Here is a 19,014-nt window from a genome sequence, read left to right on the forward strand (position 1 = left end):
ACCACCCGTCCGACCACAGGAGTCACGACATGCGTCGCATCCGCAGCACCACCCTCACCGCAGGTGCCCTCGCCCTCGCCGGTGTCGCCGCCACCTGCGTGGCGCTCGCCCCGGCGGCGTCCGCCGCGGCCCAGGCGTGCACGGTCACCACCCTCACCACCGGTGCGTACGAGTCGCAGGGCACCATCGCCACCAAGGCATCCAGTGGCTGCGGCGACCTGAACCTGACCTACTCGTACAACGCCGGCGCCCGCACCTACGACGAGTACGCCGGCCGTTACAGGAAGTCGTCCGGCTGGGTGACCGGCTCGAAGCGGTACGTCCTGGCGTACGACGGCTCCCACAGCGTCAACGACTCGAAGTACTGGCTGGTGACCGGCCTCTCCGCCGGAACCCAGTTCAGCGTCGCCAGCCTGTACGACGGCGGCGACACGGTCCGGATCACCCACTGACCCACTCCCCGACGGATCGGCAGTACGCCGCGGGGCCACCGGCACGACGGCCCCGCGGCGCCCGGACAACCGAGAGGCACGAGACGCTGTGAAGAAGAGGCCGATCACCGCGGCGGTCCTGGGCGCCGTCATCGCGGCGGGCGCCCTGACGGGCTGCGGGGGCGCCGCGCCCGGCCTCTCCGCGGCGCCCCTCCCCACGGCGTCGGGCACCGTACGGCCGCCGACGGTGGCGCGGGGCCTGCCGGCGGAGCGGGACCTGACGGCGATGGTGCTGCCCGCGACCGGCACGGACACCAGGCTGACCCAGGGGCTCGACGGCTTCGCCCAACTGGTCGGCCACGCCCGGCTCCAGGAGTGCGCGGAGCGGGCGGACGTGCGGCTCCCCGAGGCGCCGCCCCCGGCGTACATCGGCTGGTCCGACCTGCCCGACCTGGGCTTCATCGGGCGGCACGGCCTCACGATGAGCGTGCCCGCCCTGCCGTCGGCCTCCCCGAGTGGCCGGGCGGCGGGCCGGACGGACCGGGCCGCGCAGCAGCGCTGCGAGACGGAGGGCCGCGCCGCGAGCAAGGAGTTCAAGGACCTGTACTCGCCCCTCCAGTCGCTGTGGTGGCCTGAGGTCGCGGCGGTCCGGGACGACCCGCGGGCCATCGAGGCCCTGCGGACCCTGCCCGGCTGCCTCACGCGGTACGGCGTCGAGGTCGAGGACGAGGACGGCTTCTTCGCCCTCGTCGACCGGACCGTCCAGGGCATCGAGGACGGGTCGGAGGCCGCCCGCGCCGACCGGGGCCTCGGGGCGGCCTACGCCTCCTGCATGGCCCCGGTGGAAGCGATCCGGGAACCCCTGCGCACCGCCCGCCGCACCGCCTTCGAGGCGGCGCACCGCGACGAACTCCGTGCCCTGGAACGCGGCCTGCTGCCGCGCATCCGGGAACTGGAGCACCGGCATGGCCTGACCTTCGGGCGCCCGGTCCCCTGAGCACCGTCACGAGGACGTCCACGGGAACGCGCCAGGCACACCCCGCGCACGTGACCCGCCCCCCCCGTCCCCGCACCCCGCACCCCGCACCCCGCACCCCGCACCCCGCACCCCGCACCCCGCACCCCGCACCCCGCACCCCGCACCCGTAACCCATCGCAACCGAGCCCGACACGATTCGACACGAGAGGGATCGCGCCATGCTCCGATCGTCCGGTCTGCGCAAGAAGAGCGCCCGGATCGCCCTGTTCCTCGCCCTGACCACGGCCCTGCTCGTCCAGACGGGCACCCCAGCCCAGGCGTTCGCGGGAGCCTCGTACCACCTGCAAAGCTCGGGCAACCGAGGCAGCGACGTCGTCGCCCTCCAGTACCTGCTGGGCGCGCACGGCCAGTCCGTGGCCGCCGACGGGGTCTTCGGCTCCGGCACGGCGACCGCCGTCAAGGCATTCCAGAGCTCCAAGGGCCTGACGGCGGACGGCATCGTCGGCCCGAACACCTGGGGCAAGCTCGTCGCCACGGTGCGCCAGGGCGACAACGGACCGGCCGTGAAGGCCGTGCAGCACCTGCTCAACGCCAAGCGTTCGGCGGGCCTGACGGTCGACGGCGACTTCGGCCCGGCGACCGCCACCGCGGTGAAGACCTTCCAGAGCCACGCGGGCCTGTCCGCCGACGGGGTCGTCGGCCCCGACACCTGGCGCAACCTGGTCTGGCACTACGAGCTGGTCAACTTCACCCACATCTGCGACCAGAACCCGGACGGCAACGCGACCGCGAACTGGGCCACCGCCGCGGCCGTCGGCCAGCTGGAGGCCGCCGCCGCGTCGTTCGCCTCGACCGGTCAGGGCAAGGTGCCGATGGGCGACGCGGGCTTCGAGCACGGCGGCGACATCCCGGGCCACGCCAGCCACGAGGTCGGGCTCGACATCGACATCTGGCCGATCCGCACCGATTCCGCGCAGTGCTCGGCGGGCCGGATCACCTGGCAGTCCGGCACCTACGACCGGGCGGCGACCCGCCGGCTCGTGCAGGCGATCCGCGCGGCGGCCCCCGGGCACATCGAGGTCATCTACTTCAACGACCCGACGCTGATCTCCGAGGGCCTGACCACGCAGTACCCGAACCACGACAACCACCTGCACGTCCGCTACCGCTGACGCGGGGCCGGCGCAGCACGCGAAGGAGAGACATGCGCAGACGCTTCCCGGCGCTGGTCGCCGCGGTGATCGCCGCGATGATGGCCGTCCTGCTCGGGCCGAACACCGCCTCGGCCGCCACCTGGCCCGTCATCGCCAACGGCGACAGCGGGGCCCAGGTGACGACGATCCAGCACCTGCTCAACCACCGCGGGTACGCGACTTCGGCCGACGGCCAGTTCGGTCCCGCGACCGAAGCGAAGGTCTCGGCGTTCCAGAGCGCCAACGGACTCACGGCCGACGGCTCCGTGGGCCCTCTGACCTGGCCCAAGCTCGTCGCCACGGTGCAGAGCGGCAGCACCGGCAACGCGGCCAGGGCGGCCCAGACCCAGCTGAACCGGTACGGGTACGGCCTCGTCGTCGACGGTGACTTCGGCACCGCGTCGACCAACGCCGCCAAGGACTTCCAGTCCAAGCACGGACTGACGGCGGACGGCATCGTGGGCCCGAACACCTGGAACGCCCTGGTCGGCGGCTCCGGCAGCGGCGGGGGCGGCACCAGCCGCGCCCAGCTCGCAGCGTCGATCGACGCCAACTCCCGTATCTCCCTGCTCACCTACCACGTGAGCGGGGTCGTCGACGCCGACTCCACGGCCCAGGCGAACATCACCGACACGAAGAACGGCACCACCGCCGAGACCAGCAACTACAGCGACGTCGGCGAGCGCGAGGTCTGGCTCTCCACGGCCATGCTCAACGGCATGCTGAAGCTGGCCACGGAACGGGGCTACACCTTCCTGGTCACCGAGATCGCGGGCGGCGACCACTCGTCGAACTCGAACCACTACAAGGGCATCGCGTTCGACGCGGACAACATGTCCGTCAGCAACGCCACCTTCGTCAGCGCCTGCCGCGCGTACGGCGCGACGGAAGCCCTGGACGAGGGCAACCACGTCCACTGCGCCTGGCAGTAGCCCGAAAGGCGAGAGAAGCGGGCGCCCCCCCCCCCCGGCGGGGGGCGCCCCCCGGTGGGACCCCGGCCCGCCCGGCGGGGGCCCCCCCCCCAGAAGAGGACCCCCCCGGTCGGGCCCCCCGTCCCCGGGGCCGGCGCCAACCCCCGCCCCGGGCGCGGGCCGGTCCCCCCAAGGCGCTCCCCCGGGCCCCCCCCCCCCCGGGGGGGGCGCCCGCACCGGTCTGCTCGCCGTCCGGCCCGTCGGCGTCCGACCACCGCTTCAGGTCCCCGCCCTCGGCGTGCCGCGTTGCCCCGCAGCGCCCCGGCGGTGAAGCCCAGCGTCGACCGACGCTCGGGAGACAGACTTAGACTTGTTGTCTAGATCTGGATAACATGTCTAGAGTGGGCGGCAGGGTGCGGTGCCCGTCGGCCGTGGACCCCAGCGACAGCACGTGGACCGATGGAGGCCCGAGGCGCCCATGAACGCAGCAGATCACTCGGCCGTCGCCGACCTCTACGACCGGTCCGGGAAGCACTATCGCCTGGACGACCCCCGCTGGCGGGGCGAGGACGGCAGCCCTCTCGCCGTCAGCGCGCTGCCGGGCCTGCGTCCCGAGCAGATCGAGACCGGCGAACGGTCCCTGTGGCGCTACCAGGCGGCCCTGCCCGTCCCCGCCGCCCGCCGGGTGAGCCTGGGCGAAGGGTGCACTCCGATGATCCCGCTCGACTGGGCCGGGCGGCGCGTCCACTTCAAGCTGGAGTGGTTCAACCCGACCTCCAGCTTCAAGGACCGTGGCGTCTCCGTGATGATGTCCCACCTCGCGGCGCACGGCGCCACCCGCGTACTGGAGGACAGTTCGGGCAACGGCGGTTCGTCGGTGGCCGCCTACGCCGCCGCCGCCGGTATCCGCGCCAAGATCATCGTTCCCGCCACCACCTCGGCGGCCAAGATCCTCCAGGCCCGCGCCTACGGAGCCGAGATCGAGCTCGTGGCCGGCACCCGCGACGAGGTGTCGGACGAGGCGATCCGCCAGGCGGAGCACATCACCTACGCCAGCCACAACTGGCACCCCATGTTCCTCCAGGGCACCAAGACCATCGCCTACGAGATGTGGGAGTCCCTCGGCTTCACCGCGCCCGACAACGTGGTCCTCGTGGCCGGGGCCGGCAGCAACATCATCGGCTGCGACCTCGCGTTCGGCGAACTGCTCGACGCCGGCCAGATCGAAAGGCGCCCGCGCCTCTTCGTCGGCCAGCCCGAGCACTGGGCGACCATCGCCGACACGTTCAACGGCATCGACCCGGCCGGCCGCGGCGAGCGGCTGCCGACGATCGCCGAGGGCGCGTCCCTCGCCCACCCGGTCCGGCTGCCCGAGGCGGTGGAGGCCGTCCGCCGCTCCCGCGGCGCCGCCCGCGCCGTCCCCGAGGCGGAGATCCACGCCGCGGTCCGCGCACTGAGCGCGCGAGGCTTGTACGCCGAGCCGACCAGCAGCGTCGCCGCGGCGACCCTCGATCACTTCCTCGCGACCGGAGAGATCGCCCCGGACGAGACGACCGTGGTCGTGCTCACCGGTGCGGGGCTCAAGTCGGCCGAAACGATGGCCGCGGTGTTCGCCGGACCCGGCGGCGGCGCTCAGGAAGCGAGGAGCGCGCGATGACACGGCACCCGGTCGACCTGCCGGACGGCCCCCGCGCGGCCGGGCCCGCCGGACCCGAAGACGAGCGCGAGGCGTCGGAGGACGAGCACCTCCTCCGGGAAGCCGAGCGCATCGCCGTCGCCGTTGGGCGCATGTTCCCCGGTCTGTGCGAGGTCGTCCTGCACGATCTACGCCGACCTGACAACGCCATCCGCATCATCGAGAACAACCTGTCCGGACGGCAGGTCGGCGACTCCGCCACCGAACTGGGCCTGCGCCGCATCGCGGACCCCGACTACCCCAGCGTCATTCAGAACTACAGCAACCGGTTCCCCGACGGCCGCCCCGCCAAGAGCACCTCGATCGGCATCAAGAACGCCGAGGGACGTTACGTCGCCGCCCTGTGCCTGAACCTGGACATCAGCACACTGTCCCCGGTGGCCCTGTCCCTGGCCCACCTCGTCGCCACGAACATCGAACCCCAAGGTGAGGCCGCCCTGGAGACGCTGCGCGACCGCAGCGGACGCGAACTCCGGTCGGCCATCGACTCCTTCGCGGCGGAGCGCTCCAGCACCCCGCGCGGTCTCAACCGTGACCAGAGGCGCGAGCTGGTGCGACAGCTGCACAGCGAGGGCTTCTTCGAGACCCGGAGTTCGGCACAGCTCATCGCGGACCAGCTCGGTGTCTCCCGGGCGACCGTCTACAACTACACGAAGTAGCAGTCCCGATGAACGCCGCCCTCAAGAACCGGCCGCGACATGCCCCAGGAAGAGCGACCATGCCCAACTCCCCCACCGTCCGCCTTGCCAACAGCACCGCCATGGCTGCCCCACGCGGCCACTACTCACACGTAGCGGTCCACAACGGCGTCGCCCACATCTCCGGCCAGCTCCCGCTCGCCCCGGACGGCACCCCCGCAGCGGACGAGCCGTTCGACACCCAGGTACGCATGGTCCTGCGCAACCTCGACCACTGCCTGGCCGCGGCTGGCACAGCTCGCGACCACTTGATCTCCGTGACCGTCTATGTCACCGACATCGCCCAGTGGCCCGATTTCGACACGATCTACGCAGAATGGATCGGCTCCCACCGCCCCGCCCGCGCGGTCGCCGGCGTGAGCGCCCTGCACTACGGCGCCGCCGTCGAGGTACAGGCCGTCGCGGCCGTGATACAGGGCCACAGAGCCTGAAACCCCCGGTGGCCTCCGGCACTTACGGCGTTCCGTCGGACTCTTCGTTCCTGTTCGGGCCGCCGCGCTTCCGGCGAGCCGGTCATCGTCTCGACCGGCCCTGGCTCGGTGCGTCAGTCGGGCGGTCCGTGCACGAAACAGCCGAGAAGCCCGTTCGGCTGTCAACCTGCCGAGGTTTGAGCAGTGCCGACCGGTCGCGGACGGGTACCAGCTCCACCCGGGGCCGAGGAACGCCGCGTGCAAGGTGCAGGCCGCGCAGCAGCGACCGTACGCCGGTTGGTGTCCGTCGCTAGCCGGACCTGGCCTTGAGCGGTCGGCCGAACGCGCCCCGGAGGGCACCGGCCTGCCTCAGCCCGTGCCGTCCAGTACCGGATAGTGGATGATGACTACACCCCCAGTGGCGTAGTTGGCGACATCGGCGGACAGCCGCCGGCCGTGCGGCGACGCCAGCGCCGCGTCCATGGCGGCGGCGTGAGCGAAGTCGGCTTCGAAGACCGCGAAATACGGCGCTGCTCCGTCGAGCGCCGCCACGTCGAAGGTGTAGCGCCACGCCAGCGGGCCGGGCCATTTCTTGACCAGCGGAAGGTGGTTGGTCACGTAGTAGTCGCGGAAGTGGTCGGGGTCGGCGGGCTCGGGATACAGGACAACAAGCTTATGCATGACGGCCTCCGTCCAGAGACGCCAGTCGGCTGCCCCAGTCGTAGCGACCCGGGGCGTCCCTGGGCATCGTGCGCGCGAGCCGTGCGCCGGACTGGTCGGTGCATGGCGGTTCCAGCAGGGCTGTCCGCGACATCGGTTCTCCCGTCGAGTTCGTTTCGAAATCAGAAACGCAGGGTGGATGCTAGTGTTTCGAATAACGAAACACAAGGAGGGTCATGCCGACACCGCGCCCAGGAACCCCGGTTCGTGGATCGACGACCGGCCGTCCCCTCATGGCCGCGATGGACCTGTTCGGCCGTCGGTGGGCGCTGCGCATTCTCTGGGAACTGCGTGACGGTCCACTCGGCGCCCGCGCGCTGCTGGCACGGTGCGAAGGGCTGTCATCCAGCGTCCTCTACCAGCGGCTCCGCGAGCTCACATCGAGCGGGATCATCACCCCCTCGGCCGATGGCTACGAGCTGACGCCGCTGGGGACAGCACTCCGTGATGCCCTCCGTCCGCTCGACGAATGGGCGATCACCTGGGCGCAGGAGCAAGAACACAACGATCAGGAGCCCACGGAGAAGTGAAGATCACACCCGACCAGGTGGAACGGTGATCTGACGGACGCCAGATCCTCCGGGCCGATGCCCGTCCCCTCGGCCTGCGGCCGGCGCACGATCTCGGCGAAGTCGAGCGCGTCATGGAAGATCACCGCCTTGGACAGCAGCACGTTGAACTTCGCGGTCTTCCCCTGCTCGGCAATGTCGTTGTCGGCGATCACCCCGCCGTCGCCGAAGCCGACCCACTGGGAGTCACCCGCTGGCGCAGCGGCGCGCCCGTCAGATACCGCAGGAGTCGCACGGTGCGGCTGACCCGGCCGGCCGCAGCGTGGAGGAGATCGTGCCCTCCCGCACGGAGACAGCCACCTGCATCAGGGGGCGGAACCGCGACGCGACCAGGACCCAGCTCGGTCCGCAAGCGGGGCGACGCTCCCCGCCGACTACGGCCATGCTCTCGACAGGTCGGGCTGCGCTGAGCAGCAACCGACGCGACCGTCTCCAGCACCATGTGGTGGTCGCCGCCCCCACAGCCGCAGCGTGCGCCTCCCGCCAGCCCCGAAGCCGGCCCAGCCCGACCCGCCCAAGCGCGAAGGGCACCTGCGATCGGAGCCGTCCGATAGACCACCACCCCGCCCCCAGTACGCCCGCGCGACACCCAGGCGCAGATCCCGCCCACGACCCGACCCCACCCCGGACGCGACGACTCATCAGGCCCGCGAAACACGCCCCCGCAGCGTGACGAAAGCAAGGGTGAAGCTCAGAGCGCCGAGGCCGGCGATCGCGAGCAAGCCCGGCCACAGGGCGGCCCATACCCAGCCGTCGGTCAGGAGGGAACGCAGGGCCGCCAGGAGGTAGGTGACCGGGTTGTAGTCGGCGATCGTCGCCAGCCATCCGGCCAGCGCTTCCTGCGGCAGGAAGGAGGTGGTGAGGAAGGCGAAGGGGAAGAAGAGGAGGAACGAGGAGTTGACGGCTCCAGGGCTGCCGGTCCGCAGAGCGATGGCGTACGGAAAACCGGTGAAGGCGAGGCCCCACAGTCCGGAGATGACGATGAAGACGACTACGCCGAGCGGTCCGGTGCTGAAGCCGACTCCCACGGCCGCGCCCAGGATCAGGACCGGGACGCACAGGGCCATCACCAGCGCCAGGTCGGCCACCATCAGGCCCAGGAGCAGGGCGGAACGGTGCATGGGAGTGAGCAGCAGGCGGTCGAAGTAGCCGCTGCTGATGTCGGTGACGAGCCCGCTGGCGCGCGAGACGCCGGTGACCGCGAAGACGATCGCGACAGGAAGCTGGAAGGCCCGGAAGTCGGCGACGCCGGTGGCCTCCGCCACGGGTTCGAGAGCTCCGGTGTTCACGACGAAGAAGAACACGGGGATGACCAGCGCCGGGATCACCGTCTCGAGGTCGCGCGGGATGGACCGCAGGGCGCGCGTGGCGACGGAGGCCAGGTCCCGGAAGAATCCGGCACGGCGTGGTGCGACCCGCCTGGTGGCCTGTCGCTCGCTGACGGTCATGGAGACTCCTGGGACGAGCGGGGGTCGGCGTCGACCGGGGCGGCGAGATCACGGGGGCGTGCCGCGTCCTCGTTGACTCCCCCCTCGGGGGTGGCGATCCGCTCGCCGGTGACGGAAAGGAACACGTCGTCCAGGGAAGGCCGTCGCAGTGAGAGCTCCTTGACGACGACTCCGGTCGCCGCCGAGAGCGTGACGGCCACCGGGCTGATCGCGGCGGGGCCGTCGGAGACACTGACGGTCAGCGTCCGGCCGGCGATGTCGATGCGCTGGACGACGTCGAGGGGTTCGAGGACGCGGAGGGCCTCGGTGACGGGCCCTTCGAGCGTCACGACGACGACATCCGTGCCGATCGCCCGCTTGAGCTCGGTGGGGGTGCCTTCGGCGACCAGCCGGCCGTGGTTGATGATGCCGACCCGGTCCGCGAGCTCGTCCGCCTCCTCCAGGTACTGGGTCGTGAGGAACACGGTCATGCCCAGCTCCGTGTTGAGGCGGCGCACCTCTTGCCAGACCCGGGCCCGGCTGACCGGGTCCAGCCCCGTCGTGGGCTCGTCGAGGAAGAGCACCTCCGGATCGTGTACGAGCGCGAGCGCCAGGTCGAGCCGCCGCTTCATACCGCCGGAGTAGGTGCCGACGCGCTGACCGAGCGCCTCGCCGATGTCGACGAGCTCGGTCAGCTCCGCCACTCGGGCGCGCGTGGCAGCACGCGACAGGCCGTAGAAGCGGCCTTGCAGAGTGAGCATCTCGGCACCGGTCTGCCCGTTGTCCAGCGCGGCCTCCTGCAATGCGACGCCGACACGCAGACGGACCTGGTCGGCCTGCGAGGTGACGTCGTACCCGGCGACCGTGGCACGTCCGGCGGAGGGGTTGAGCAGCGTGCACAGAACCCGGGTGAGCGTGGACTTGCCCGCACCGTTGGGCCCCAGGAAGCCGTACATCTCCCCGCCCCGCACGGCGACATCGACGTGGTCGAGTGCGACGAGCCGGCCGAACCGGCGCACCACCCCCTCCGCCGAGATGGCGATGTCCGAGGAGGTCATGCGGGTGCTCCCTCCTCCCGTAGCGGACGAATAGCGTGTACGGGTCCCGGCGCCGCGGTCGGGCTGGGTTCAGCCGCGGTCGGGCGGGGTTCAAACGGCACCGGAGCCCGGCGCCGCAGCGGGTCGATGGCGCCTTCGAGGTAGGTCATGCACAAGGCTGATACCGGTTCCGGGACGGTCCTGCCTGCACGCCACGCCGAGGACGCGGCGAGGCCGCGCATCCATCAGCGCCTCGGTGCCAGAAGAGAAGGCGTACGGGGAAGGTTCGGGGAAGGTTCTGCTGCGAGGCGAGGTCGCGCGACGATGACGACAGCTCCGAGGGGCGAGGGGCGCGGGAACACGGCGGCCGACGGCCCCGCCGGCGACATCGAGGGGTCGTGGAAGGTGGCGCCCGACCTCGGCCGTCCTACCGGCCGCGACTGTGTCCACCTCACGGACGTGACACGACCGGCCGAACCGCCTGGCGAAGGCTGCGAGGAGTGCCGCGCCCTGGGCTGGTCCTGGTCGAGGCTGCGTTGGTGCACGACGTGCGGTCACGTCGGATGCTGTGACAGCTCCCGGGGGCGCCACGCCTACGCCCACCACGCGGCGTCGGGGCACCCGGTCGCACTCTCCCTGGACCCAGAGGAGAAGTGGGCCTGGTGCTACGCGGACGAGCTCTTCCTGATCGAGGTGACGCAGCATGGCCATACCGCTACCGAATGACGGGTCACCATCAGTGCGCGACCCCCGGCCTCCCGGATACCTCACAGTCCACCGCCGACACGGAACGCGAACAGCAGCGCCACCATCACGGACCCGAAGACGATCAAGGAAACCCACACCACCGGGTGCTCCCACATACCCCCGTCCGGTCGCTCCGGATGCGCCGATGACGTGGAACCCTCGGCCGGAGGTGTTTCCTCAGGCGGAACGGGTGCGGGAACGGGAACGGATGCGGATGCGGGCCTGTCAGCCATGACGCCTCCCGGGTACGAACGCCGTGAACGCCGTTCCACTCCACGGTCTCCCGCGCCCCGACCGCCCACCATCCGCGTCGTTCATGCATCGAAACACGCCACGCGACCACCCTCGGTCTGGACCCGCATGCACATGCGCGGAGTCACACCGATCGCTCTACAGGCCGTCCGAGGGCTCGAAGAGCCGGGCCTGTCGTTCCAGCGCGGCGTTCCCCGAAGCGCAGGCGGCGAGGGTGTCGGGGTCGGTGACCGGTCGGCGGTCGGTGCGGATGACGGATGCGGAGGCGTCGCGCAGCCAAGTGGGGTGGGGCTCGGCTCCGGCGAAGGTCGCGAGGCGGCCGAAGTGGTGCTCAGGACGGTCGAGGATGTCCTCGTAGGCGAGGGACATCCTCTGGTCGGGCGGCAGTTGGGTGAACTCGTCCACTCCTTGGGTGATGAGCTGCGACCAGAACTGTCCGAAGGCCGCCAGGGGGATGGGTGTGCGCATGACGAGATCACAGTCCACGTCGCCTGCCAGATGGGCCAGGTGATCCGGGAGAAGTGCGGCGTGTTCAGGGCCGAGCTGGAAGGGAGAGGTCAGCCCGAGCAGGCCCATGGCTTCCCTCCTCAACAGCAGGGTACGGAACCCGATGTGCCGGCTCATGGACATGGCGACAGCGGGCCCGGAACGGGACAGGTGCACGAAACGCGCCTCGGGGAACATGACGCGCAGGGCCGGGAGGAAGGCGAGGGACGCCCCGGAGCGTTCCACCACCACGGAAGTCCGTTCCCGTCGCCCGAGTTCGGCGAAGAGTTCACGGTAGTGATCGGCCGGGGTTCGACTCGGCCAGCCGGGTACCACGGCGGCGAGGTCGTCGTGCAGGGTGTCCGGGTCGGAGGTCAGGGCGGGGAGGGACATGTGCGCGATGGCCGGCACGCCGGTCTCGGGCCGGAAGCGTCCGCGCGTGTAGGGATAGAGCAGTTCCGGCATGGGATGGGAGGAGGCGGCGATCGCGTCGAGCGGTCGGGCCGGCTCGCTCAGGATGGACCAGAAACCCGTTCCGTCGATCTCCCGCTGCTCAAAGGCACCGTCACCCTTGCAGGCCAGCGAGGTGAAGAACTCGTTCATGCTCAGCACATCGGGATGGGCCTGCAAGGCGCGGGACACCATGGTCGACCCGCAACGACCGGACCCCACGATGAATGTGATGCTCACACAGACCTCCTACGCACGACTCCGAAAGGCGATCGGAGCGTAACAATAAGTAAGCAGGGATTGGGTGGGTGACGATGACCTCCCAGCCGCACTCCGCGCCGAAACACCCGCGCCGCGCCATCACATCCCCGACTGTCACCACTCGCTACGCCATACGCGCCTACGTATCCCCCGGCACAGCCCTCGCAGCGGCTGTCGTCGCCTGCCTCAGGACATGATCGACGGGACAAGCCTTACGGGTCACCGCACCAGGAACCCCGCACGGAACGAGGACCGCATGGAGAACACCAGGGACACGAGGGGAACGAGGGACACGAGAGGCACGACGGACCGCACCCGGTACGACGTGGTGGTCGTCGGAGCCGGTGCCGCCGGACTCGCCTGCGCCCGCGATCTGTGCGAGACGGGCCTGCGGGTACGGCTCCTGGAAGCGGGCGACACGGTCGGCGGACGCATGCGTACCGATCACGTCGCGGGCTTCACCTTGGACCGGGGCTTCCAGGTCTTCAACACCTCGTATCCGCAGGTGAAACGGCGCATGGACCTGAAAGCGCTAAGGCTGCGGCCCTTCACGCCGGGGGTGCTCGTCCATACCGAGCGGGGGATGCGGCGGTTCACGGATCCGAGCCGTCGCCCCAGGGAGAGTCGGGATCTGCTGCCGGGACGCCTCGCGTCGGGTCGCGACCTGCTGGCCCTCACCGCGCTGTCGGCACGGGACGCCCTCGCGCCGGCGTCCGTGCTGCGGCGGGGCGCCGACGGGACCACGCTCGACGCCCTGGCGTCCGCAGGCGTGTCACCGCGCCTGGTGGAGACCTTCTTCCGGCCGTTCCTCTCCGGGGTCTTCCTGGAGGACCGGCTGGAGACCTCGGCCCGGTTCTTCCACCTCGTGTGGCGGAGCATGCTGCGCGGCACCCTCTGCCTGCCGGCCGAGGGAATCGGCGCGGTACCCGCCCAGCTCGCCTCACGTCTGCCGCAGGACGTCCTGCGGACGGGGACGGAGGTCTCCGCCGTGACACCCGAAGGGGTGACCCTCACGGACGGACGGGAAGTGCGATCCCGTACGGTCGTCGTCGCCACGAGCGGGCCCGTCGCCGCGCAGCTGCTTCCGGGACTCCGCATCCCGGACGGCCGAACGGTGACCACGCTGTACCACGCCACCGCCCGGCCTCCCCTGGCCGAGCCCACCCTGGTCGTCGACTCCCGCCGCAGGTTCCTCAACACGTGTGTCCTCACCGCGGTCCAGCCCGGCTTCTCCCCCGACGGCCGGGCACTGGTGTCCACATCCGTGCTCGGCTCCCCCAACCCGGCGGACACGAACGCAGTCCTGGCGGCCCTAGCCAACGTGTACGACACGAACACCGACGACTGGGAACCCATCCACCGCATCACGATCCCCGACGCCCTGCCGGCCATGCCCGGCCCCACCCCCCTCTCCCGAACCACCCGCTGGACCCCCGGCCACTACGTCTGCGGCGACCACCGCTCAACCGGCTCCCTCCAAGGCGCCCTGGCCTCGGGAGCCCAGGCAGCCCGCACGGTCCTGACCGACCTGCGATCGGGAGTCGTCTAGACGTGTCACGGAGAGGGCAGGAAGACGCCCCCACACACTGCCCCTCGCGAGGGCAAGACGAAGGCGGGCCAGGGAGCCGGCGTCGAGCAGGCTCCCTGACCCGGCGTCCGTTCACTTCGGCATGAGTACGGTGTCGATGATGTGCACGGTCGCGTTGGAGGTCTGCACGTCGCCGCAGACGATGGACGCGGTGTCGTTCACCTTGTACGTGTCCCCGGACCCGGCGGTGGTCAGAGTGCCGCCCTGGAGGGTCTTGAAGGATCCGTCGGCGAGGTCCGCCTTCTCCACCGGTTCGTCGACCACGTGGTAGGTGAGGATCTTGGTGAGCATCGCCTTGTCGGCGAGGACCTTGTCCAGGTCGGCCTTCGGTATCTTCTCGAAGGCGTCGTTCGTCGGGGCGAAGACCGTGATGTCCTCCGCTTCGTTCAGGGTGTCGACCAGACCCGCCTTCTCAACGGCGGTGACCAGGGTCGACAGGGCGGGGTTGTTCGAGGCGGCGGTCGCCACCGGGTCGGCGGCCATACCGTCGAACGAACCGTCTCCCTCCTTCGGGACCGAGGCACAGCCCGGACCGAACGGAGTGCCGCCGTTGTCGGCGAACGCCTGCGGGGCGAGGGCCCCGAACGAGACCACGAGGGCGGCGGCGGACAAGGCGGCCGGGATGCGGCGTCGAGTGCGCGTGGTGTTCATGAGCTGCTCCTCCCACCGGCCGGACGCCGAGGCCCCACGGCCGTGGATCGGTTGACCTCTCACCCAGACATTCGGAGCCGAGCAGGCTTGCGGATGGGATCGACGACACTCTTCTTCTCGCGCACCGGCCGCGCGCGAGCCACCCCTCGCTGGTCTACCCGAGTAGAGCCGTGCGGTCGGCGGATCCGGAGGGAGCCACGTCCCGTGTCGTAACCGAGGGTAGCTGGACACGTATCTGGCGATACGTCTTACAGAGCGCAACCCCGGACGGCAGCCTGCTGTTCGAGGAACCCGAGGGGTTCGGGCAGCGCGCCGGACACGTATGTCCGCCATCATGACGGTTACCGTACGTGGGCGTCAGAACCCGAAACGTCGTGAGACAGGGACTTCGATGTATGTACGCGGCGCGCTGGTCGCACTCGGAGCCTTCGCGCTCGGCGCGGCGGTGGCCTGGCTCTGGTCCCGCCATGTCGACCGGCGCTGGTCCATTCAGGGCGGTCCCGTGGTGGGTGCTTCCTCGGGCGCTGTCGCTTCGCTCTACGTGCTCATGATCGCGTTCCTGATCGTCAACACCAGTTCGAGTCTGGGAAACGCCCGGGCGAGCGCTGTGGCCGAATCCGGTGCTCTGCGTGATGCCTACATGGCGGCCAGCGGCTATCCCGGGGCCGAGAGGCGCGGCCTTCAGGAGGGCGTTCGGGCGTATACCAGCACCGTGATCGACGTGGAGTGGCCCGCGCTCGCGCGGGGTGAGGAGGCGGCGGGCGCCTGGAACGAGTTGGATGCCCTCCAGGAGCGAGCGCGGTCGAGCACGTCCGGCACGGCCGCGGACGCGGCCGATCTGCGGACAGCCCTGCACGAGGTCTACACCCATCGCCGGGCGAGGGTCGCGGCGGCGGACGACGGCATCCCACCCGTCCTGCTGGCCTTCCTCGTCTCAACCGCCGTCGCGGTGCCCCTGTACTTCCTGCTGATGGGGTGGCCCACCGGCAGGCGTGCCGTGCTGGGAATGGGAACGGTCGCCGCGCTCTTCGCCGGCGGGATCTGGGTCGTACTACAGCTCAACCACCCGTTCGCCAGCGGCATGCGCGTCACGCCCGAGAGCTTCCGGAACGCTCTGGCCCGCATGGAGCAGGTGGACGGTCGCGATGCTCCTTCGGGCGGTGGTGGTCCGTCCTCCGCCGACCTCCGATCTCACCCCGCGACTCCCGTCCGCTGACACTCGCGGGCCCAGGGTGGTCGCGGGCCGACCGTACGGCCTCCGTGCCACGACCTCGCGGTCTCACAGGTCCGCGCCGGGTAGGCGGGCCATGCACGGAGAATGGAGCTCGACGCGTGCCGCTTGTCCGTGGACCCAGGTGGCGTCGGTGCCGGAGACCTGGACTTCGACCCGTCGGTATCGATGCCCATGGTGATCTTGCGGTCGCCCGTGGCATCGGCTGCTTCGAGGGAGACACTGTCCCACCTGTCGAGGTTGCCGGTGGCGTTGCTGTTGCGGACATGGTCGACGAGGTCGGTGAGGGTCGCGGCGCTGTAGCGGGTGCTGACGCGCTGGGTGGAGATGGAGACGTCGGCCGCGGGGATTCCCTCCGGGGCGATGTTGAAGAAGCGGTTGTGGCCCGAGCCGGGGGGCCAGAAGCTGCTGGCGGAACCGCAGCGACCTATGCTTTTCCTGTACGGCCGGTTCGCCCCTGCCCCTGCCCCTGGAACAGCCGCGGCGCCTGAACGCGGCGGCGAACGGGCTGGAGTCCGGAAACGCTCCAAGCGTCTCGCTGCCTGCTGTGACGTCGAACGGAGACGACGATGCTGTTCCACCGGACCTCCTGGAGGTGGGCGGCGGCGCTTCTGTCCGTCGTGGCCCTGTTGTTCGTCGGCGCCCTGTCGGCGCCCACCGCGTCTTCCGCCGTGCCCGGTCCCGGCCAGCTCGTGGTGAGCTACCAGCAGGCCCAGACGCAGGCGGGCCTGGCGGAGCAGCGATTCCTCCAGGAGAACCAGGTCCTGGAAAGCGCAGCCACCCACGCGAACGCCCTCATCGGACTCCCTCACGACATCCCTGTGGTCGGCGTGAGCTGCGAGGAGCCCAACGCGTACTGGGATCCCAACGACCAGGCCATCTACTTCTGCTACGAGTACGCGGCGTTCTTCCGGTCGGTCTTCACGGACCTGAACACGTCGGGTACGACGCTTGAGCGGGAACGGGCCACCGACAACGACATCATCGGCATCTCCAACAGCACGGTCTTCCACGAACTCGCGCACGCCCTGATCAGCGTGTACGAGCTGCCCATCACGGGTCGTGAGGAGGACGCGGCCGATCAGCTCGCCACGCTCCTGCTCTCCCAGGACTCCGTCCACCAGGAGTACGCCTGGAGCGACATCGAGGCGTGGGGCGCGCTCGCCGTGGCCTCCGAGGAGGGCCGGATCAGCGAGAACGTCGCCGGAGAGCACTCTCTCAACGCACAGCGGTTCTTCAACGCCGTCTGCTGGCTCTACGGCTCGAACCCGGCGCTCTACCAGGGCGTCGTCCTCACCGAGGCCAACCCGAACGGCTACCTGCCCGAGTCGCGAGCGGACCGCTGCCCTGCCGAGTACCAGCAGATTCAGAACTCCTGGAGCACGCTGCTCGCCCCGTACCTCAAGAGCGGCTCCTCGCCCACCACCTGAGCTTCAGCCGCCTACCACACCCGCCCTTCCGGCGGCTCGGATTGCCTGCCCCGCTCTCAGGAGGCGGTGTCGGCGAGGGTGCGGTTGAGGGCGCTGTCGGGGCGGCTGGTGAGCTCCTCCCAGGTGCCCTGCTCGGCGATGCGGCCGGCTTCTAGGACAGCGATTCGGTCGGCGCGGCGGATGGTGGCGCGGCGGTGGGCGATGACGATGGTCGTACGGCCTTCCTGGTGGAGTGCGGTGGCGAGTTGGGCGTCGCTGGCGTTGTCCAGGTGGGCGGTGGACTCGTCCAGGATCAGGACTCTGGGGCGCGACAGGAGGGCGCGGGCGAGGGCGATGCGGGCGCGCTGGCCTCCGGAGAGGGTGGAGCCTCGCTCGCCGACCAGGGTGCCCAGCGGGGCGATCCGGTCGATGCCGCAGAGGCGGGCCGTCTCGGCGAGGAGGTCGTCGTCGGCTTCGGGGGCGGCGAGCCGCAGGTTCTCGGCGAGGGTGCCGTGGAAGAGGGGCGTCTCCTGCCCCACCAGCGCTACGGCGCGGCGGAGTTCGGGGTCGCCCACCTCCCTCACGTCGATGGGGTCTCCGGCGGCGGGTATCAGTTGGATCTTGCCTTCGGTCGGGTCCCAGAAGCGGGCCAGGAGGTGGGCGCAGGTGGACTTGCCGGCGCCCGAGGCGCCGACCAGTGCCAGCGTCTGCCCCGCGCGGACGGTCAGCTCGACGCCGTCGAGGACGGGGCTGCCGCCGTAGTCGAAGCGCACCTGATGCAGCCGGACTCCCAGCTGGCCGGGAGGAATCGTACGGGGCTCCGCCGGCGGCGGGGCGAGCGCGGGGGCCTTGAGGGCCGCACCGACCCGGGACGCGGCGGCGCGCAGGGATACGGCCTGGCTCAGGGATCGGGCGGACTCCGCGACGGGGCCGAGAATCGCCAGGGCCAGCGCCATCGCCGCCGGCGCCCACGCGCCGTGCAGCCGCCCTGAGGCTACGGACTCCGCCGCTGCTGCCACGACACCCAGGACTGCCGCCACGATGAGGAGATCGCGTACGGCGGCGGTGAGGGCCTCCCACGTCGCCTCCGCGCGCTGGGCGTCACCCACCTGTCGCCCGCGCTCCGCCAGCCGCGCTCGGCGTCCGGTGACGGTGCCGAAGGCAAGCAGCTCCCGCAGTCCGTCGACGATCTCCACCGTGTCGGCCGACAGCGTGGCGAGCGCCCCCCGGGTGCGGGAGCCGCGTACCGCACGTCCGCGCGCGTCGGCGAAGGGGGCCACGGTGAGCACGGCCGCGACCGGCAGCACGGCCGCGAGAAGCCACGGTTCCAGGAGGGCGAGGGCCGTCGCGCCGCCGGTGAAGACCGTTCCCGCGGCCAGGAGTTGGGCGGTGGTGTGGGCGTAGAAGAACTCCAGTGCCTCCACGTCGGCCATGGCGGTGGCGGCGAGGTCCCCGCTGCGTCGGCCCGCGACTCGGGCGGGCGCGCTGCGCGCGAGCCCGTCGAAGACGCGTACCCGCAGCGCGGCGAGTACCCGGTACGCCAGGTCGTGCGAGAGGTCCATCTCGCGCCAGGTCGTCAGGGCCCGTACGAGGACCAGGGCGACGAGTGCCGCGACGGTGCCGGGCGAAGGGGCCCTCGTCTCGATGACAGCGGTGCCCACGGTGTGGGCGGCGAGCGTGACCAGCGCGACGAGGGAGCCTTGTTCGAGGAGTGCGGCAGCGCACGTGCGGGCCGTCATGGCACGGTGCCCGGCGAGCGCGGGGAGCAGGGCGCGCAGGGCGCCCCGCTCGGGCACAATCGTCTCGGCCATGGCGGTGTCGGTGGCCGTGGCTGAGCCGGTGGCTGCGACCGTAGCGGTGTCGTGGGT

At 70.9% G+C, this 19,014-nt stretch carries 20 protein-coding genes; 12 read left to right on the top strand and 8 right to left on the bottom strand.

The features are described from left to right. Positions 1–29 precede the first annotated feature (29 nt). The 7 genes from ACFXMG_RS11595 to ACFXMG_RS11625 all read left to right on the top strand — a co-directional run bounded on the left by ACFXMG_RS11595 (position 30) and on the right by ACFXMG_RS11625 (position 6,339). Positions 30–452, top strand: a complete 423-nt coding sequence (locus ACFXMG_RS11595; protein WP_383818885.1) for a hypothetical protein — start codon at positions 30–32, stop codon at positions 450–452. 88 nt (positions 453–540) lie between these two features. Next, on the top strand, positions 541–1,428 hold the full coding sequence (locus ACFXMG_RS11600) for a hypothetical protein (protein WP_383818883.1): 888 nt from the start codon (positions 541–543) through the stop codon (positions 1,426–1,428). Between the two features lie 200 nt (positions 1,429–1,628). Then, positions 1,629–2,582 (top strand): penicillin-insensitive murein endopeptidase, encoded by a 954-nt coding sequence (locus tag ACFXMG_RS11605; RefSeq protein ID WP_383818881.1) that lies wholly within the window; start codon positions 1,629–1,631, stop codon positions 2,580–2,582. A gap of 32 nt (positions 2,583–2,614) precedes the next feature. Beyond that, entirely contained in the window at positions 2,615–3,535 is a 921-nt protein-coding gene (locus ACFXMG_RS11610; RefSeq protein WP_383818880.1) for a peptidoglycan-binding protein, read from the top strand. 457 nt (positions 3,536–3,992) lie between these two features. Further along, positions 3,993–5,171, top strand: coding sequence for a pyridoxal-phosphate dependent enzyme (locus ACFXMG_RS11615; RefSeq protein WP_383818879.1), 1,179 nt, complete (start codon positions 3,993–3,995; stop codon positions 5,169–5,171). After that, positions 5,168–5,869 carry a transcriptional regulator gene (locus ACFXMG_RS11620; RefSeq protein WP_383818877.1) on the top strand — a complete coding sequence of 234 codons (702 nt, stop codon included), beginning with the start codon at positions 5,168–5,170 and terminating at the stop codon, positions 5,867–5,869. Before ACFXMG_RS11615 ends, ACFXMG_RS11620 begins: the two co-directional genes overlap by 4 nt. 59 nt (positions 5,870–5,928) lie before the next feature. After that, positions 5,929–6,339, top strand: coding sequence for a RidA family protein (locus ACFXMG_RS11625; RefSeq protein ID WP_383818875.1), 411 nt, complete (start codon positions 5,929–5,931; stop codon positions 6,337–6,339). Positions 6,340–6,687: 348 nt separating this feature from the next. On the opposite strand, the gene ACFXMG_RS11630 is transcribed toward ACFXMG_RS11625, so the two are convergent. Beyond that, positions 6,688–6,999 (bottom strand): EthD family reductase, encoded by a 312-nt coding sequence (locus ACFXMG_RS11630; protein ID WP_383818874.1) that lies wholly within the window; start codon positions 6,997–6,999, stop codon positions 6,688–6,690. A 272-nt stretch (positions 7,000–7,271) separates the two neighbouring features. Here ACFXMG_RS11630 and ACFXMG_RS11635 point away from each other — a divergent pair, with 272 nt between their 5' ends. Continuing rightward, positions 7,272–7,568: a winged helix-turn-helix transcriptional regulator gene (locus ACFXMG_RS11635; RefSeq protein WP_383818872.1), complete on the top strand. Its 297-nt coding sequence runs from the start codon at positions 7,272–7,274 to the stop codon at positions 7,566–7,568. Here the strand turns inward: ACFXMG_RS11635 and ACFXMG_RS11640 are convergent. From ACFXMG_RS11640 to ACFXMG_RS11650, 3 genes are all read right to left on the bottom strand, one after another. Next, positions 7,547–7,903 (bottom strand): Tn3 family transposase, encoded by a 357-nt coding sequence (locus ACFXMG_RS11640; RefSeq protein WP_383818893.1) that lies wholly within the window; start codon positions 7,901–7,903, stop codon positions 7,547–7,549. The two genes, ACFXMG_RS11635 and ACFXMG_RS11640, sit on opposite strands and share 22 nt — an antisense overlap. Positions 7,904–8,248: 345 nt before the next feature. Continuing rightward, positions 8,249–9,055, bottom strand: coding sequence for an ABC transporter permease (locus ACFXMG_RS11645; RefSeq protein ID WP_383818871.1), 807 nt, complete (start codon positions 9,053–9,055; stop codon positions 8,249–8,251). Continuing rightward, positions 9,052–10,092, bottom strand: a complete 1,041-nt coding sequence (locus ACFXMG_RS11650) for an ATP-binding cassette domain-containing protein (RefSeq protein ID WP_383818870.1) — start codon at positions 10,090–10,092, stop codon at positions 9,052–9,054. The genes ACFXMG_RS11645 and ACFXMG_RS11650 overlap by 4 nt, the downstream gene beginning before the upstream one ends. 303 nt (positions 10,093–10,395) lie before the next feature. On the opposite strand from ACFXMG_RS11650, the gene ACFXMG_RS11655 reads away from it, so the two are divergent. Further along, a complete protein-coding gene (locus tag ACFXMG_RS11655) occupies positions 10,396–10,797 on the top strand; it encodes a UBP-type zinc finger domain-containing protein (protein WP_384338718.1) in 402 nt (133 codons plus the stop codon). Positions 10,798–10,838: 41 nt separating this feature from the next. Here the strand turns inward: ACFXMG_RS11655 and ACFXMG_RS11660 are convergent, their stop codons facing one another. Both ACFXMG_RS11660 and ACFXMG_RS11665 read right to left on the bottom strand, forming a co-directional pair. After that, on the bottom strand, positions 10,839–11,051 hold the full coding sequence (locus ACFXMG_RS11660) for a DUF6480 family protein (protein ID WP_383818866.1): 213 nt from the start codon (positions 11,049–11,051) through the stop codon (positions 10,839–10,841). A 157-nt stretch (positions 11,052–11,208) separates the two neighbouring features. Further along, entirely contained in the window at positions 11,209–12,246 is a 1,038-nt protein-coding gene (locus ACFXMG_RS11665) for a sulfotransferase (protein WP_384338720.1), read from the bottom strand. Positions 12,247–12,523: 277 nt separating this feature from the next. On the opposite strand from ACFXMG_RS11665, the gene ACFXMG_RS11670 reads away from it, so the two are divergent. After that, the gene (locus ACFXMG_RS11670; protein WP_383818864.1) at positions 12,524–13,816 is read left to right on the top strand and encodes an NAD(P)/FAD-dependent oxidoreductase; all 1,293 of its coding nucleotides are present in this window, start codon (positions 12,524–12,526) and stop codon (positions 13,814–13,816) included. A 111-nt stretch (positions 13,817–13,927) separates the two neighbouring features. On the opposite strand, the gene ACFXMG_RS11675 is transcribed toward ACFXMG_RS11670, so the two are convergent. Then, on the bottom strand, positions 13,928–14,506 hold the full coding sequence (locus tag ACFXMG_RS11675) for a fasciclin domain-containing protein (RefSeq protein ID WP_383818863.1): 579 nt from the start codon (positions 14,504–14,506) through the stop codon (positions 13,928–13,930). 334 nt (positions 14,507–14,840) lie between these two features. Between ACFXMG_RS11675 and ACFXMG_RS11680 the strand changes: the two genes are divergently transcribed. Further along, positions 14,841–15,722 carry a hypothetical protein gene (locus tag ACFXMG_RS11680; protein ID WP_383818861.1) on the top strand — a complete coding sequence of 294 codons (882 nt, stop codon included), beginning with the start codon at positions 14,841–14,843 and terminating at the stop codon, positions 15,720–15,722. 584 nt (positions 15,723–16,306) lie between these two features. Beyond that, positions 16,307–17,167 (top strand): DUF4344 domain-containing metallopeptidase, encoded by an 861-nt coding sequence (locus tag ACFXMG_RS11685; RefSeq protein WP_383818860.1) that lies wholly within the window; start codon positions 16,307–16,309, stop codon positions 17,165–17,167. 56 nt (positions 17,168–17,223) lie between these two features. On the opposite strand, the gene ACFXMG_RS11690 is transcribed toward ACFXMG_RS11685, so the two are convergent. Beyond that, positions 17,224–18,957 carry an ABC transporter ATP-binding protein gene (locus ACFXMG_RS11690; protein WP_383818890.1) on the bottom strand — a complete coding sequence of 578 codons (1,734 nt, stop codon included), beginning with the start codon at positions 18,955–18,957 and terminating at the stop codon, positions 17,224–17,226. Between the last annotated feature and the right edge of the window lie 57 nt (positions 18,958–19,014).

The organism is Streptomyces sp. NPDC059201 (assembly GCF_042754585.1).
GTDB lineage: Bacteria > Actinomycetota > Actinomycetes > Streptomycetales > Streptomycetaceae > Streptomyces.